The 14,602-nt window shown below is 47.8% G+C and carries 12 protein-coding genes; 7 read left to right on the forward strand and 5 right to left on the reverse strand.

Annotated elements, in window-relative coordinates; genetic code table 11:
• Nucleotides 1-27 precede the first annotated feature (27 nt).
• On the reverse strand, nucleotides 28-1,089 hold the full coding sequence (locus K0335_RS14035) for an AI-2E family transporter (protein ID WP_000892028.1): 1,062 nt from the start codon (nucleotides 1,087-1,089) through the stop codon (nucleotides 28-30).
• Between the two features lie 213 nt (nucleotides 1,090-1,302).
• Here K0335_RS14035 and bepA point away from each other — a divergent pair, with 213 nt between their 5' ends.
• Both bepA and arsC read left to right on the forward strand, forming a co-directional pair.
• On the forward strand, nucleotides 1,303-2,766 hold the full coding sequence (gene bepA, locus K0335_RS14040) for a beta-barrel assembly-enhancing protease (protein ID WP_160193915.1): 1,464 nt from the start codon (nucleotides 1,303-1,305) through the stop codon (nucleotides 2,764-2,766).
• Nucleotides 2,767-2,786: 20 nt separating this feature from the next.
• Nucleotides 2,787-3,146: an arsenate reductase (glutaredoxin) gene (gene arsC, locus K0335_RS14045; protein WP_104919556.1), complete on the forward strand. Its 360-nt coding sequence runs from the start codon at nucleotides 2,787-2,789 to the stop codon at nucleotides 3,144-3,146.
• A 33-nt stretch (nucleotides 3,147-3,179) separates the two neighbouring features.
• On the opposite strand, the gene K0335_RS14050 is transcribed toward arsC, so the two are convergent.
• The 3 genes from K0335_RS14050 to upp all read right to left on the reverse strand — a co-directional run bounded on the left by K0335_RS14050 (nucleotide 3,180) and on the right by upp (nucleotide 5,978).
• Entirely contained in the window at nucleotides 3,180-3,881 is a 702-nt protein-coding gene (locus K0335_RS14050) for a DnaA inactivator Hda (protein WP_072271641.1), read from the reverse strand.
• 95 nt (nucleotides 3,882-3,976) lie between these two features.
• Entirely contained in the window at nucleotides 3,977-5,266 is a 1,290-nt protein-coding gene (gene uraA / locus K0335_RS14055; RefSeq protein ID WP_002431659.1) for a uracil permease, read from the reverse strand.
• An 85-nt stretch (nucleotides 5,267-5,351) separates the two neighbouring features.
• Nucleotides 5,352-5,978, reverse strand: coding sequence for a uracil phosphoribosyltransferase (gene upp / locus K0335_RS14060; RefSeq protein WP_002431660.1), 627 nt, complete (start codon nucleotides 5,976-5,978; stop codon nucleotides 5,352-5,354).
• Between the two features lie 233 nt (nucleotides 5,979-6,211).
• Here upp and purM point away from each other — a divergent pair, with 233 nt between their 5' ends.
• The 4 genes from purM (at nucleotide 6,212) to ppx (ending at nucleotide 11,691) form a co-directional block, all read left to right on the forward strand.
• Nucleotides 6,212-7,249, forward strand: a complete 1,038-nt coding sequence (purM, locus tag K0335_RS14065) for a phosphoribosylformylglycinamidine cyclo-ligase (RefSeq protein ID WP_000137079.1) — start codon at nucleotides 6,212-6,214, stop codon at nucleotides 7,247-7,249.
• Nucleotides 7,249-7,887, forward strand: a complete 639-nt coding sequence (purN, locus tag K0335_RS14070) for a phosphoribosylglycinamide formyltransferase (RefSeq protein ID WP_001028631.1) — start codon at nucleotides 7,249-7,251, stop codon at nucleotides 7,885-7,887. Before purM ends, purN begins: the two co-directional genes overlap by 1 nt.
• A 200-nt stretch (nucleotides 7,888-8,087) precedes the next feature.
• A complete protein-coding gene (ppk1, locus tag K0335_RS14075) occupies nucleotides 8,088-10,154 on the forward strand; it encodes a polyphosphate kinase 1 (RefSeq protein ID WP_000529550.1) in 2,067 nt (688 codons plus the stop codon).
• A gap of 4 nt (nucleotides 10,155-10,158) precedes the next feature.
• Nucleotides 10,159-11,691, forward strand: coding sequence for an exopolyphosphatase (gene ppx / locus K0335_RS14080; RefSeq protein WP_001121343.1), 1,533 nt, complete (start codon nucleotides 10,159-10,161; stop codon nucleotides 11,689-11,691).
• A 70-nt stretch (nucleotides 11,692-11,761) separates the two neighbouring features.
• Here the strand turns inward: ppx and K0335_RS14085 are convergent, their stop codons facing one another.
• Nucleotides 11,762-14,011, reverse strand: a complete 2,250-nt coding sequence (locus K0335_RS14085; protein WP_000772602.1) for a sensor domain-containing phosphodiesterase — start codon at nucleotides 14,009-14,011, stop codon at nucleotides 11,762-11,764.
• Nucleotides 14,012-14,362: 351 nt separating this feature from the next.
• Here K0335_RS14085 and K0335_RS14090 point away from each other — a divergent pair, with 351 nt between their 5' ends.
• Nucleotides 14,363-14,554: a YfgG family protein gene (locus K0335_RS14090; RefSeq protein WP_000082274.1), complete on the forward strand. Its 192-nt coding sequence runs from the start codon at nucleotides 14,363-14,365 to the stop codon at nucleotides 14,552-14,554.
• Nucleotides 14,555-14,602 lie beyond the last annotated feature (48 nt).

The following is a 14,602-nucleotide window of genomic DNA, read 5'->3' on the forward strand; positions in this document are numbered from 1 at the left end:
CGATGAAACATTCACCGGGCCCTGAGATTAACTGTCGCTAACCTGCCCGTCAGGCCAGGCATGAATGACAGCTTTGATTAACGTTGCCAGCGGAATGGCAAAGAAAACGCCCCAGAATCCCCATAAACCGCCAAAGATCACCACTGACAGAATTATCACTAAGGGATGGAGATTCACCGCTTCGGAAAACAGCACAGGAACCAACAGGTTGCCGTCCAGTGCCTGGATAATGAGATAGACTGCGAAGCAGCTCCAGAACTCCGTTCCAAGCCCAAACTGAAACAGGGCCACACACACTACCGGAATGGTCACCACAAAAGCGCCAATGTAAGGGATCAGAACAGAGAATCCCACCAGTACAGCCAGCAGCAACGAGTAATTCAGACCAAACAGCAAAAAGCCCAGCCAGGTCGCCACACCAACGACGACCATCTCCAACACTTTACCGCGAATATAATTAGTGATTTGTTGGTTCATCTCCTGCCAGACTTGCCCGGCCAGACCACGGTTACGCGGTAACACCCGACGTACAGCGTTCAGCATCTGTTGCTTATCTTTGATCAGGAAAAAGACCATCAACGGTACTAACACCAGATAAACAGCAAGAGTTAGCAAGCCCACCAGCGACGCTAACGAAAATTTTACGACCGAATCGCTTATCGACAACATGCGGGTACGCATATTCTCGGCCATGGCATCGATGATGCCTGCGTCCATCAGTGCCGGATAACGCCGTGGTAACGTGGCAGCAAAATCAGACAGCTTGTTCAACATTCCGGGCATATCGCGGATTAAATAGATGCCCTGCTGCCAGACAATTGGCAGGACGACAAACGCCATCAACAGGAGGATACCCACAAAGACGATCAACACCAGCGACGTTGCCAGGCTTCGGGAGCAACCGATCGACTCCAGGCGAGCAGTAGGCCACTCAAGCAGATAAGCCAGTACAATGGCTACCAACAATGGCGCCAACAGGCCACTGAAAAAGAAAATAATACCGAATCCGGCAACCAGGATAACCAGCAAGGCGATCGCCTCGGGGTCGCTAAAACGACGGCGATACCATTGCATTAACATTTCAAGCATAAAAACCTGTCCCTGAATCTTGATAGCGGGATTGCGATCCCGAATTGTATCGAAATGTCACAAAAAAGACTTCGCTTTTTATGGCTGATTCAGGAAACTGAAACGTTATTCCCGTCATGTGTTTTCAGGTTTACCCGCAAACCCTGGCGCAACGGGAACAATACTCCACAGCATGGGTCAAATGGTTATCTCAAAAAATACAGGACAGAGGTTATGTTCAGGCAGTTGAAAAAAAACCTGGTTGCAACGCTCATCGCAGCAATGACTATTGGTCAGGTGGCACCGGCATTTGCCGATTCGGCTGATACCCTGCCGGATATGGGAACCTCAGCAGGAAGCACACTCTCTATCGGTCAGGAAATGCAGATGGGCGATTATTACGTCCGCCAGCTGCGAGGCAGCGCCCCACTGATAAACGATCCACTTCTTGATCAATACATCAATTCACTGGGTATGCGGCTGGTTTCACACGCCGACTCCGTAAAAACGCCCTTCCATTTCTATCTGATCAATAACGACGAAATTAACGCCTTTGCTTTTTTTGGCGGCAATGTGGTGCTGCATTCGGCACTCTTTCGCTATGCCGATAACGAAAGCCAGTTAGCGTCGGTCATGGCCCACGAAATTTCTCACGTTACCCAGCGCCATTTGGCCCGCGCAATGGAAGATCAAAAGCGTAACGCTCCACTGACATGGGCCGGTGCGTTAGGCTCTATTTTACTGGCAATGGCCAGTCCGCAGGCAGGGATGGCAGCATTAACCGGTACACTGGCGGGAACGCGTCAGGGGATGATCAGCTTTACGCAACAAAACGAACAAGAAGCTGACCGCATCGGTATTCAGGTACTGCAACGCTCGGGGTTTGATCCGCAGGCAATGCCAACGTTCCTTGAAAAACTGCTCGACCAGGCACGTTACTCTTCCCGGCCACCAGAAATTTTGTTAACTCACCCATTGCCGGAAAGCCGTCTGGCAGATGCCCGCAACCGCGCTAATCAGATGCGCCCAATGGTGACACAATCGTCAGAAGATTTTTATCTGGCCAAAGCTCGTACGCTGGGAATGTACAATTCCGGACGCAACCAGTTAACCAACGATCTTCTTGATGAATGGGCCAAAGGTAACATTCGCCAACAGCGGGCCGCGCAGTATGGTCGGGCGTTACAGGCAATGGAAGGCAGTAAATATGGCGAAGCTCGTACAATCCTCCAGCCACTGCTGGCGGCAGAACCGAATAATGCCTGGTATCTTGATCTGGCAACGGATATTGATCTTGGTGAGAAAAAAGCCAGTGATGCAATTAATCGCCTGAAAAATGCCCGTGATTTGCGTACTAACCCAGTATTGCAGCTCAACCTCGCAAATGCTTACCTGCAAAGTGGACAGCCACAGCAGGCGGCAACAATCCTGAATCGCTACACCTTTAATAATAAAGATGACGGCAATGGTTGGGATCTACTGGCACAGGCTGAAGCCGCGTTGAATAATCGCGATCAGGAACTGGCAGCACGGGCAGAAGGTTATGCCCTGACGGGGCGTCTCGATCAGGCCATCTCCCTATTGAGCAGTGCCAGTTCACAGGTCAAATTAGGCAGTCTGCAACAGGCCCGTTATGATGCTCGCATCGATCAGCTGCGCCAGCTGCAAGAACGCTTTAAACCTTATACCAAGATGTAATTCGTATTAAAGGAAGAACAATGAACAAAACGGTAAAAATTTACCATAACCCTCGTTGCTCCAAGAGCCGTGAAACACTTTCCTTGCTGAAGGAAAATGGCGTGGACGCAGAAGTTGTGCTCTATCTTGAGACACCTGCTGATGGCAAAACGCTGCGTGAGTTGCTGCAAATGCTTGGGATGAGCAGCGCCCGCGAACTGATGCGCCAGAAAGAGGATCTGTATAAAGAATTAAATCTGGCAGACAGCAGTCTCAATGAAGATGCTTTGATTCAGGCAATGGTGGACCATCCGAAGCTGATGGAACGCCCGATTGTGGTGGCGAATGGTAAAGCGCGGATAGGTCGTCCACCTGAGCAAGTTCTGGAAATTGTCAGCTAATAAAACGTAACGCCGTGGCTAACCCTACGGCGTTTACAGTTTCAGGATCTCTTTTACAAATGGAATGGTGAGTTTGCGCTGAGCGGTAATCGATGCCCGATCAAGTTGATCAAGTGTCATAAACAGTGTGCGCATTTCACGATCAAGTCGTTTCAGCAGGAAGCGTCCCACATCTTCAGGTAACTCAAAGCCGCGTAAACGGGCGCGTAACTGTAATGCTTGCAATTTATCCTCATCAGATAACGGCTGCAGTTTATAAATCTGCCCCCAGTCAAGCCGTGATGCGAGGTCCGGCAACCCCAGGTTTAACTGGCGTGGAGGGCGATCACCGGTGATCAACAGACGCGTTTTGCCTGACTCCAGAATGCGGTTATAGAGATCAAAAATCGCCATTTCCCACAATTCGTCGCCTGCAATACATTCAATGTTATCGATACAGACCAGCGAAAGTTGTTCCATTCCGTCCAGAACTTCCGGTACGAACCAGGTACGCTTATCCAGCGGTACATAGCCAACGGCATCACCACGTTGAGAAAGTTCCGCGCAGGCTGCATGCAGCAAATGGCTGCGCCCCGCACCTTCGCGCGCCCAGAGATAGATGTAACCGCTATGTTCCTGACGCAGCACGTTTTGCAGCGCGGCCAGTAAAGAGGAGTTATCCCCCGGCCAGAAACTTGCGAAGGTTTCATCGTCAGGAAGATAAAGTGGCAAAGAGAGCTGTGCCGGTGTGTTCAGAGATACCTCAACCAGGGATTTCACAAAATCGTGAGAAGTTTACCACAGAATTACATGATGTTAGAACCGGGCAGCGGAACTGCCCGGTTGCTACTTTACTTCTGCGGTGTATCTGCGTCTTCTGCTTCCAGAATAACCTCTTCCGGGCGCATGACACCAATCAGTTTAAAGATCAGACTCAGGCCGATCCCTACGATCGTAGCCAGGGCCATACCTTTCAGCTCTGCGGCACCGATATGCACCTTCGCGCCACTGACACCGATAATCAAAATAACCGAAGTCAGGATCAGGTTCTGTGCTTTGTTGTAATCCACTTTTGATTCAATCAGGACACGAATACCCGACGCCCCAATGACTCCGTATAACAGCAGCGATACACCGCCCATAACTGGCAGTGGGATCATCTGAATGGCAGCGGCCAGTTTCCCGACACAAGAAAGCAGAATAGCGATAATCGCCGCACCGCCGATGACCCAGGTACTGTAGACGCGAGTAATGGCCATGACACCAATGTTTTCACCGTAGGTGGTATTCGGCGTAGAACCAAAGAAACCAGAAATCACGGTCGACAGGCCATTAGCAAACATCGAGCGGTGCAGACCCGGATCACGGATCAGATCTTTTTTCACGATATTCGCCGTTACCACCAGATGACCGACATGTTCCGCAATCACCACCAACGCTGCTGGCAGAATCGTAAGAATAGCAAACCACTCAAAACGCGGCGTATAGATAGTCGGTAATGCAAACCAGTGGGCGTTCACAATTGGTGTGGTATCAACCATTCCCATCACAAACGAAAGGGCATAACCCACCAGCACACCGATAAGAATCGGGATTATCGCCAGGAAACCACGAAACAATACGGACCCCAGTACCGTGACTGACAGCGTCACCAGGGAAACAAAAATCGTTTTACCATCAGGTGCCTGACCTTCTGCTGGCAGTAACCCGGCCATGTTCGCTGCAACGCCCGCCAGTTCAAGACCAATGACGGCAACGATTGCGCCCATGGCAGCTGGTGGGAACATAACATCCAGCCAACCAGTCCCTGCTTTCTTCACAATAAAAGACACCAGGCAAAACAGTACACCACACATGATAAAACCACCCAGTGCCACTTCATAACCTAACGGCAGCAACAGCAAAACCGGGGAGATAAAAGCGAAACTGGACCCGAGATAGGCGGGGATTTTTCCTTTACAGATAAAGAGATACAGCAAGGTTCCGATGCCGTTAAATAACAGAACGGTTGCCGGATTAATATTAAACAGAACGGGCACCAGTACAGTTGCACCAAACATGGCGAACAGGTGTTGCAAACTAAGCGGGATTGTCTGTAAAAGCGGCGGTCTTTCACTCACCCCGATAGCACGGCGCGTCATAGTGTTTTCCTCTACGATTAAGTTTATTAGCGTTTTAGTCAAAAAAAAGCCGACTCTTAAAGTCGGCTAAGAAAGAATTTATTATTTATTTCGTACCAAAAATTTTGTCACCGGCGTCGCCAAGACCCGGAATGATGTATCCGTGCTCGTTCAACCCCTGATCGATAGATGCAGTATAGAGTTCCACGTCCGGGTGGGCTTTTTCCAGCGCCGCGATACCTTCCGGCGCGGCAACCAGCACCAGCACTTTAATGCTGCTGCAGCCCGCTTTTTTCAGCAGGTCGATGGTGGCAATGACAGAACCACCGGTTGCCAGCATTGGATCAACGATCAGCGCCATACGCTCATCGATATTGGAAACCAGTTTCTGGAAATACGGTACTGGCTCAAGGGTTTCTTCGTTACGGTACATCCCGACCACACTGATACGTGCGCTCGGTACGTTTTCCAGTACGCCTTCCATCATGCCAAGACCAGCACGCAGGATCGGTACAACGGTAATTTTTTTGCCTTTGATTTGATCGACTTCAACCGGACCGTTCCACCCTTCAATCGTAACCTTCTCGGTTTCCAGGTCGGCGGTCGCTTCATATGTTAACAGGCTGCCAACTTCCGAGGCGAGTTCACGAAAGCGTTTAGTGCTAATATCGGTCTCACGCATCAGCCCAAGCTTGTGTTTGACGAGTGGGTGTTTCACTTCCACGATCTTCATACTCTTCTCCTATCCTCAGACGAGTGGCAACCTAAAAAAAAATCGACGGATTATACCGCTTTTCATCCTCGCCGCAATACATTGAAGACATGATATCGATCAATCATTCATCTGCTGGTTAAAAAATAGCAGATAAAGCATGTTCAACACAGGCTCGCAAACGTTTGCTTAGCCTGATAGAATTGCGCCGAAATTATTCTGTTAACGCTAGTAAATGCGTGGGGACCTAAGCAGTGACCGAAAAAACCTCTCTTAGCTATAAAGATGCCGGTGTTGATATCGACGCAGGTAATGCTCTGGTTGATCGAATCAAAGGCGTAGTAAAGAAAACGCGCCGCCCGGAAGTCATGGGTGGTCTGGGCGGTTTCGGTGCGCTGTGCGCTTTGCCGCAAAAATATCGTGAACCGGTTTTGGTTTCCGGCACTGATGGCGTTGGCACCAAGCTGCGTCTGGCGATGGATTTACAGCGTCATGACACTATTGGTATCGACCTGGTAGCGATGTGCGTCAACGATCTGGTGGTACAGGGTGCTGAACCTCTGTTTTTCCTTGATTACTACGCGACCGGCAAACTGGATGTTGATACCGCATCTTCCGTTATTAGCGGTATCGCGGAAGGCTGCCTGCAATCTGGTTGTGCTCTGGTTGGTGGTGAAACCGCAGAAATGCCAGGTATGTACCACGGCGAAGATTATGACGTTGCCGGTTTCTGCGTTGGAGTGGTGGAAAAATCAGAAATTATCGACGGTACGAAAGTAACCGATGGCGATGTACTGATTGCTCTTGGTTCCAGCGGTCCGCACTCCAATGGTTATTCGTTGGTGCGCAAAATACTCGAAGTCAGTGGTTGCGATCCACAAACCACGCAGCTCGCTGGTAAACCATTAGCAGACCACCTGCTGGCACCGACTCGCATCTATGTGAAATCGGTACTGGAATTGATCGACAAGGTTGATGTTCATGCTATTGCTCACCTGACGGGGGGTGGCTTCTGGGAAAATATTCCTCGCGTACTGCCAGAAAATACTCAGGCAGTAATTGATGAATCCTCCTGGCAGTGGCCGGAAGTGTTTAACTGGCTGCAAACTGCGGGTAACGTCAGCCGCCACGAAATGTATCGCACCTTTAACTGTGGCGTCGGCATGATCATCGCTCTGCCAGAAGCGGAAGTCGAAAACGCCCTCGCCCTGCTCAATGCCAACGGTGAAAAGGCCTGGAAAATTGGGGTGATTAAAGCCTCTGATGCCGAACAACGTGTGGTTATTGCTTGATGAATATTGTGGTGCTTATTTCCGGCAACGGAAGCAATTTGCAGGCAATCATCGATGCCTGCAAAGTCAATAAAATCAAAGGCACCGTACGGGCAGTCTTCAGCAATAAGGCCGACGCGTTCGGCCTTGAACGTGCCAGGGAAGCGGGTATCCCAACGCATGTATTGTCAGCGAATGATTTTGCTAACCGCGACGCTTTTGACAAGCAACTTATTGCTGAGATTGACAACTACACGCCCGATGTTGTGGTGCTGGCGGGTTTTATGCGTATTTTAAGCCCGACATTTGTGGAGCATTACGCAGAAAAGTTGCTGAATATTCATCCCTCTTTGCTACCTAAATATCCAGGGCTTCATACCCATCGCCAGGCTCTGGAAAATGGTGATAAAGAGCATGGAACATCCGTGCATTTTGTCACAGATGAACTGGACGGTGGCCCGGTAATATTACAGGCCAGAGTGCCGGTGTTTGCAGGTGATACTGAAGATGATGTGACGGCTCGTGTGCAAACGCAGGAACATGCCATTTATCCTCTGGTCATTAGTTGGTTTGTTGATGGTCGGTTGAAAATGCGCGATAACGCCGCCTGGCTGGATGGTAAACGTCTGCCTCCTCAAGGCTATGCGGCTGACGAATAACTATTTTTTTCTGTTCCTCACGGTTCTGCTTGCGTGAGGAACGCTCTTCCCCGCCGTGTTCTCTACGTCATTTAACAGCATTTAAAATCGGTTCTCCACCGACTTTAACCATACTTGTCTGACACTGTTGGACATCTGGTCAATATGCTCGTCATAATAACCCGGCAGTTTCCCGTGAATAAAACGGAGTAAAAGAGGTAATGGGTCAGGAAAAGCTATACATCGAGAAAGAGCTCAGTTGGTTAGCGTTTAATGAACGCGTGCTCCAGGAAGCAGCGGATAAATCCAATCCGCTGATTGAAAGGATGCGTTTCCTGGGGATCTATTCCAATAACCTTGATGAGTTCTATAAAGTCCGCTTCGCCGAACTGAAGCGCCGTATCATTATTAGCGAAGAACAAGGTTCGAACTCACATTCTCGCCATCTGTTAGGTAAAATCCAGTCCCGCGTTTTGAAGGCCGATCAGGAATTTGACGGCCTGTACAACGAGCTACTACTTGAGATGGCACGTAATCAAATTTTCCTGATTAATGAACGGCAACTGTCGGTTAATCAACAAATTTGGCTGCGTCATTACTTTAAGCAGTACCTTCGCCAACACATTACCCCGATTTTAATTAACCGTGAAACGGACCTGGTGCAGTTCCTGAAAGATGACTACACCTATCTGGCGGTGGAAATTATCCGTGGAGATTCCATTCGTTATGCACTCCTGGAAATACCTTCAGATAAAGTGCCACGCTTTGTGAATCTGCCCCCGGAAGCTCCGCGTCGTCGCAAACCAATGATTTTGCTGGACAATATTCTCCGTTACTGCCTGGATGATATCTTCAAAGGCTTTTTTGATTATGACGCCTTAAATGCCTATTCCATGAAGATGACTCGTGATGCCGAGTACGACCTGGTGCACGAAATGGAATCCAGTCTGATGGAGTTGATGTCGTCCAGCCTGAAACAGCGCCTGACGGCTGAACCTGTGCGGTTTGTTTATCAACGTGATATGCCCGACGCATTAGTCGAAGTGCTGCGCGAGAAATTAACCATTTCTCGTTATGACTCTATTGTTCCTGGCGGACGTTATCATAACTTTAAAGACTTTATTAATTTCCCCAATGTTGGCAAAGCGAATCTGGTAAATAAGCCGCTGCCGCGGTTGCGCCATATCTGGTTTGATAAAGATAAATTCCGTAACGGTTTCGATGCTATCCGCGAACGTGACGTGCTGCTCTATTATCCTTATCACACCTTTGAACATGTGCTGGAATTGCTGCGTCAGGCCTCTTTCGATCCCAGTGTACTGGCAATCAAAATCAATATTTATCGCGTAGCGAAAGACTCTCGCATCATTGATTCAATGATCCATGCCGCTCACAACGGTAAAAAAGTCACCGTGGTGGTTGAATTACAGGCCCGTTTTGATGAAGAAGCCAATATTCACTGGGCAAAGCGCCTGACAGAAGCTGGCGTACATGTGATTTTCTCTGCACCTGGGCTAAAAATACACGCCAAGCTGTTCCTGATTTCTCGTAAAGAAGGCGATGAAGTTGTGCGTTACGCCCATATCGGTACGGGTAACTTCAACGAAAAAACCGCGCGCCTGTATACCGATTACTCGTTACTGACCGCCGACGCTCGTATCACCAATGAAGTACGCCGGGTGTTTAACTTTATTGAGAATCCCTATCGTCCGGTAACCTTCGATTATCTGATGGTTTCACCGCAAAACTCACGTCGGTTACTGTATGACATGATCGACCGGGAAATTGCCAATGCTCAACAGGGCTTACCCTCTGGTATTACCCTGAAACTGAATAACCTGGTAGACAAAGGACTGGTAGACAGACTTTATGCGGCATCCGGTTCCGGTGTGCAGGTCAATTTGTTAGTACGTGGTATGTGTTCACTGATCCCTCACCTTGAGGGCATCAGCGATAACATTCGGGCTATCAGTATTGTTGACCGATATCTGGAACATGACCGGGTCTATATTTTTGAAAACGGCGGCGACAAGCAGGTCTGGCTCTCCTCTGCAGACTGGATGACGCGCAATATTGATTATCGTATTGAGGTGGCAACTCCGATTCTGGACCCACGCCTGAAACAGCGTGTTCTGGATATCATTGATATTTTGTTTAGCGACACAGTAAAAGCACGTTTTATCGATAAAGAGCTGAGTAACCGCTATGTGCCACGCGGCAATCGCCGCAAAGTTCAGGCACAACTGGCGATTTACGATTATATCAAATCACTTGAACAACCCGACTAACCCTATGCCAATACATGATAAATCACCACGACCGCAGGAATTTGCCGCTGTCGACCTGGGATCAAACAGTTTTCATATGGTCATTGCCCGTGTGGTCGATGGCGCAATGCAAATTATTGGTCGCCTGAAACAGCGCGTCCACCTGGCTGATGGTCTTGGTGAAGATAACATGCTCAGCGAAGAAGCGATGGAGCGTGGTTTAAATTGCTTGTCACTGTTTGCTGAACGTTTGCAAGGTTTTTCTCCCTCCAGCGTTTGTATTGTGGGAACACATACATTACGTCAGGCGCAGAATGCGACCATTTTTTTGAAGCGAGCGGAGAAAGTCATCCCCTACCCAATTGAGATCATCTCCGGCAACGAAGAGGCGCGTCTGATTTTTATGGGTGTGGAACACACACAACCAGAAAAAGGCCGCAAGCTGGTGATTGATATCGGAGGTGGTTCAACAGAACTGGTCATCGGCGAAGACTTCGAACCGATTCTGGTTGAAAGCCGTCGTATGGGCTGTGTGAGTTTTGCACAACTCTATTTTCCTGGCGGCGTCATTAATAAAGAGAATTTTCAGCGGGCGCGAATGGCTGCAGTGCAAAAGCTGGAGAATCTCACCTGGCAATTCCGCATTCAAGGCTGGAATGTAGCGCTTGGTGCCTCGGGAACGATTAAAGCTGCCCATGAAGTGCTTATCGAAATGGGCGAGGACGATGGGATCATCACCCAGGAACGCCTCGACAAATTGGTGAAAGAAGTCCTGAAGCACCGCAACTTTGCCGCCTTGAGTTTGCCTGGATTATCTGAAGAGCGTAAGGCGGTATTTGTACCTGGCCTGGCGATACTTTGTGGGGTGTTTGATGCGTTAGCCATTCGCGAATTGCGACTTTCTGACGGAGCCCTGCGCGAAGGTGTGTTGTACGAAATGGAAGGCCGATTTCGTCATCAGGATGTGCGCAGCCGCACCGCCAGTAGCCTGGCGAATCAGTACCATATCGACAGCGATCAAGCCCGCCGTGTTCTTGATACCACTATGCATATGTATGAGCAGTGGCAATCACAGCAACCTAAGCTTGCACATCCGCAACTTGAAGCGTTGTTACGCTGGGCAGCTATGCTCCATGAAGTTGGCCTGAATATTAACCACAGCGGTTTGCATCGCCATTCAGCTTATATCTTGCAAAACAGCGATTTACCTGGGTTTAATCAGGAACAACAAATGATGATGGCAACCCTTGTGCGCTATCATCGAAAAGCGATTAAGCTCGACGATCTTCCCCGGTTTACCTTATTTAAGAAGAAACAGTATTTACCGCTAATTCAGCTACTGCGCCTTGGTGTGTTGCTGAATAATCAGCGTCAGGCGACGACCACTCCGCCTACACTGACACTCATTACAGATGACAACCACTGGACATTACGCTTTCCCCACGACTGGTTTAGTCAGAATGCGCTGGTATTGTTGGATCTGGAAAAAGAGCAAGAGTACTGGAGTTCAGTCACTGGCTGGCGACTTAAGATTGAAGAAGAAGGTATATCTAAATAATGTGCGTTACAGCATAAGAGATACAAGTGGCCCGATTTCACATCGGGCCAGCCTTATTACGCGTTTTGATTCATTGATTGACGCATTTCTTTAGCTGCTCATTCTGCGCAACAATTTCGTTTAGCGGTTTCGCCTCACCAAAGAAATTACCCTGAAAATAATCGATTCCCAGCGACAATGCCGCCTGATGGATCTCTTCATTTTCTACATATTCAGCAACCACCTGCATTTTTTTCATTCGTGCAAGATGGCAGATCGATGCCACAATCTGGTAATCGAGGCTGTTAGAGACAATATTACGGATAAAACTACCATCAATTTTCATAATATCGGCATTCACGTTTTTCAGCCGTGCGTAACTGGCATAACCTGTACCGAAATCATCAATGGCTATTCGACAGCCTAGTTCCTGCAACTGTAATAAGGTGTTTTGCGCCTGTTCCATATTTGTCAGTGCATTACTTTCGGTAACCTCGAAAATAAGCTGCCATGCTTCGATTTGGTATTTGGTCAACAAATGCCTGACCTCTTCCGGTAAACGCTGGCGACACACAGATGTTGGAGATAAGTTAATCGCATAGCGCTGCGCCGGGATCTTCTCCCGGTTTACGGCCATAAACTGCAGAGTATGTTCAATCACCCATAGATCAATTGCGGAAGACAAACCGAACTCGTGGGCAACTGGAAGGAAAATATCCGGATTGATCCTGCCGTTAGCGTCATCTTCCATACGCAGCAAAATTTCGTGATAAACATCCCCCCGCACACCCACAATCGGCTGCGCCATCAGGCAAAAACGGTCATGCTCAAGCGCCTGTTGCAGACGGTTCATCATCGCTACTTTATCTTTCAGGTCTCTTTGTACATGCATCGCGCCGCGACGTTGCATACTTTCTGGCGCATTTGTCGCGATAGAGAGCTCTGCGACAGTACTTAATTCACCAAGTAATAAATAGATATGGTTAACTGGCGAACGTACATAACAATAACTGATACCGATTTGTGGCTGGAGTGGCATTCCGTCCCACATAAAGCGGAAATTTTTCAGGTGCTTATCTATCGCTTCAATACGCTCCTGGTGGCCTTCTGTATTCAGACGTAATGCGAGATCATTACCCGACAACTGGTAAACATATTCATCTTTCTCCAGCATCGGTGCGAGCCAGTGGGAAATATTCTGCTTGTACTGAATACGCAACATGATGCCGTAGTTTTTTACTAACATTTCCATGCCAGGTACGCGCAAGTAACAAATAACCGACCAGGGAGCACTCGCCAAAGTGCGATTAAGGGAACGAATATTGGGCAAATGGACTACAGGATCGAAATAAGCCAGGCGGCGAATGCGGTTTACCACCGCCCGCTGCCGGGTAGCAAGTACTGCCATATAATTAATAATAAAAGAAAATACCAGATAGCTCGAAGAAGTAATCGCCAACTGAACATCGTATCCTGCATACCACGGCATATAACTTTTGTGATTATGAATACCGATAATCAGAACCGCCGCCCATATCAGTGAGATCAATCGGTAGCCATAACGCATCGCTCCCCACAACATCACCGGTAGAAGCAGCGATAAGGTGTAATTGGTGCTGAAAATTGAACTGCGGGTATTCAATGGCATACAGAGCAAAGTCATCAATGCAGTCAATACCATTAACCACAAGACAAATTCCTTTTTGCTGACCTTTCTGTCAACCTGTTGTTTTAGCTGAGAATAATAGCCAAATATATGCAATGGGTTACGTAAAATACGAATAATAACGTAGCAAAGTGGAACACCGACCAGATTGCCCACCAGCAGTGACTGAAAATTTATTAATGTACTAATATTAAAAGGCATTATGCCAATCTGGCTGGAGCGACTGCCATACAATCCGACAAAAGAAGCAAACTGGAAAAGCAACAAAAACAAGACTGCCGGGCAAAAAACCTGCCAGAAAAGCCGCTGAAAGAGAAGTTGCGCATTGCCATGTGAAATGTGACTCCGGCGGGGAACAAACACCCGATATCCGCCCCAACTTAGCACAATAATGAGCACAAAATTGGCTGATATAGTCAGTGTTTCATATAAGCCAACATCATGATATTTACGCAAAAATATCGATAATATGATGCCTGGCAATGCACCCCAACCAAAAAATAACATCAGGCTAATCATTAATGCCAAAGGCAAGTAAAAGAGTGTTACGTTACCAGAACTAATATGAGTGTAACTATTTGCGCTAGCTAATAAAGGAAGTAAAAAACACGGAAGAATAAGCGGAAGTGCCCACCATTTATCTCGGAATTTTATATATTTGGCATTCAGTTTCATAGATGCTCAGTAGAAACCCCTCTCCCCTGAGGGTGTTTACAGACAGGCATCCCACCTGACTTAAGATTATAGTAATGATAAACATCACAAATGAGGTGACAATTTTAGTGCCCACTCTGAAGCATCAATTGATATATATCAAATTATTTGGTCACCATTAATCATTTATTACGTTTATTTTTTGCTGTTATCAATAACTCATTATTAATGCAAATAATATTCTATTTCTCATAACATTTACGAATGAAAGCGCTGACATATTTTTACAATCGTAAGAATTGACCATTTCTGAGCAATATGCCTTAATGTAAGTATCGCCCATTTTTTTGGGTTTAACTGAAGGAACCCGTTGTGAGCCAGCCCACCAGTTTACGAAAACGACATCGATTTAACAGTCGCATGACCCGTATCGTACTGCTTATCAGCTTTATCTTCTTCTTTGGTCGTTTCATCTACTCTTCCGTCGGCGCCTGGCATCATCATCAGGACAAAAAAGAAGCACAACAATCCACTCTCTCCAGCAGTTCCCATACTCAACGCTAACGTGTTTATTACCTTGCGATAACTTCTAAACAGCATAACGTCTGATGC

The organism is Escherichia sp. GZ89, from assembly GCF_019366485.1.
GTDB classification, from domain to species: domain Bacteria; phylum Pseudomonadota; class Gammaproteobacteria; order Enterobacterales; family Enterobacteriaceae; genus Escherichia; species Escherichia fergusonii.